Origin of the sequence: Actinacidiphila sp. bgisy167 (assembly GCF_965342175.1) — a bacterium.
Classification (GTDB): Bacteria; Actinomycetota; Actinomycetes; order Streptomycetales; family Streptomycetaceae; genus Actinacidiphila.
The window spans coordinates 1-2267 of record NZ_CBDRBL010000184.1; the positions used below are offsets into that span (position 1 = coordinate 1).

Annotated in this window: 1 protein-coding gene and 1 pseudogene; one reads left to right on the forward strand and one right to left on the reverse strand. The window is 71.0% G+C overall.

The genetic code is table 11. The features are described from left to right. Positions 1 to 478: 478 nt before the first annotated feature. The gene (locus ACRWND_RS30620; RefSeq protein WP_431955205.1) at positions 479 to 1732 is read right to left on the reverse strand and encodes a hypothetical protein; all 1254 of its coding nucleotides are present in this window, start codon (positions 1730 to 1732) and stop codon (positions 479 to 481) included. Positions 1733 to 1875: 143 nt separating this feature from the next. Between ACRWND_RS30620 and ACRWND_RS30625 the strand changes: the two are divergent. Further along, positions 1876 to 2267: pseudogene (locus ACRWND_RS30625) on the forward strand (S-methyl-5-thioribose-1-phosphate isomerase); the annotation flags it as partial.

Consider the following 2267-nt stretch of genomic DNA (forward strand, 5'->3'; position numbering starts at 1 on the left):
TTATCGACTCGGGAACCGGGGCTTTTTTGCGTTGTCCTGTGTTCTCTCTGCGCTTGTTCTCTCTGGGGCAGCCGCACCCTCGGCCTGAGAACGCTGTGGGGCGTGTGTGCGTGGGGCGTGCCTGCTCGGCGGCTGCGGCGGACACCATTCACCCTGGGCTGCGGACCCACTGAATGGTCGGGCAAGCGGGAGTGGGCAGCGAGGAAAGCCGGGTCGTGGTCTCGTCGGTGGGGGTGACGTCCGCCGAGCGGCCTTGGCGGCTTTCTTGTCGGCCCTCCGTCCGCGGGGCGCGAGGCCACCTGGTGCTGGTTCAGGTCGCTCATGGAGACATGCAGCTGCTCCTGGGGTCTTCGGCCCCGGTCACGGAACGCGTGTCCTCGGTCGCAGAAAGACGACCACCGCCTCCGGGGTGTGCCCCGGAGGCGGTGGTCAGCAGGTGGGTCGATCTTTTGTTGAGCGGGTTCGGCACTCGCCGGCGTCAGCCTTCGACGGCCGGGCTGTTTCCGCGTGCGCTCGCTCCGGGACCGTCGGTGTAGCCGGGGATGCCGGCGGCACGGCCCAGTTCGATGTCGAGGGCCTCGCGGCGGATCCGCTGATCCATGTAGAGCAGAGCGGTGACGCCCGCCTGGACGGGGAAGGTGATGGTGGATCCGATGACGGCGCCGATCCCGGTGAGGATGAGATACGTCCAGCCGAGAGCCGCCTGGTCACCCGTGGCGAATGCCGCCAGGCTGTCGCCGCTGGCGAGCATCCCGACCACCGAGAAGGGGATCTGGACGATCGACGAGACGAGCGAGACGACGATCAGGGTGAGCACCTGGATGCCCAGAATCCGCCACCACGAGCCCCGGACCAGCTTGCCGGACCGGGCCATCGACTTCAGGACACCCTGTTTCTCCAGCATCAGAGCGGGTGAGGAGAGGCTGAAGCGGATCATCAGCCAGACGGCCACGGCAAGGGCGACGACCCCGCCGAGGAAGGCCAGGCCGAGACCCGCGGTGGTGGCGCCGCCGAGCGCCACAAGGATGCCGGGGGCGACGCCGACAGCGATGACACCGCCCACGATCAGGCTGAGCAGCAGCACCAGCGCGAGCAGACGCGGCAGTCGCCCACGGGCGTCGGACCAGGTCTCGCCCAGCGTGGCCGGCCGGCCGAGCACGGCGCGGCTGACGACCATGGTGAGCATCGCTGTGGCGATGACGACGCCGAGCAGCGTGACGACCGTGGCGAGCCCCCCGGCGGCCAGGGTGCCGCCGAAAACACGCATGGCCTCGCCGAACGAGACGTCGTCACCCTGCAGGGAGTCGAGCGTCTTGGTGTCGTCGAGCATGACCCTCTGGAGCAGCAGCATCGCGCCCTGGGTCAGCAGGGACACCGGGAACGAGATGACGAGCACGGTGCGCCAATGTGCGCGCATCGTGGCGACCGCTCCTTCGAGGACGTCGCCGATGCCCAGTGGCCGCAGCGGGATGACACCGGGTTTGGGCACCGGCGGGGCACCCCAGTGCGGCTGCTGCCAACCGGAGGGCGCGGGGCTGCCCCAGACGGGGCCGGCGGGCGGCGGGGGCGGCGGGGCGCCCCAGCTGCGGGCGGCCTGCCACTGTCCTGGGGGCGGTTGCCGCGGGGACCAGTTCTGCGGCGCAGCGTCCTGCGGCGCACCGGCACCGTCCGTACGGCCCGGTTCGCCGGAGGGCGAGGATCCGGGCGAGGCCCAGCCCGGAGAGTCGTTCATCGTCGCTCCTTCGCTACTGCGCTACGTACCCGTCCAACGGCGGGACGGTGGCCATCGTGCCACGGGGGATGCGGGTGTGTGCCTGCGGATGCGGAGCGCCGCAACCGTTCTAAACGTGCTGCCGGTCAGGGCAGACTGAGTAGATGGGTGATCAGCACGTGGTTACTGTGGCCAAAGGTTCACAAGACAATCCCGGCGAGCCCCTGCCGGTACTGCGCTGGGAGGAGCCGCCGGAAGGTCCCGTCCTCGTTCTTCTCGACCAGGCAAGGCTGCCCGCCGAGGAAGTGGAGCTGGTCTGCACGGACGTTCCCGCCCTGGTCGAGGCGATCCAGGGTCTCTCCGTGCGTGGCGCCCCCCTGCTCGGCATCGCGGGCGCCTACGGCGTCGCCCTGGCCGCCGCCCGCGGCTACGACGTGGAGGACGCCGCCGCGTCCCTCGCCCACGCGCGGCCGACCGCCGTCAATCTGGCCTACGGCGTCCGGCGGGCCCTCGCCGCCCACCGGGCCGCTCTCGCCGGCGGCGACCCGGGGGGGGG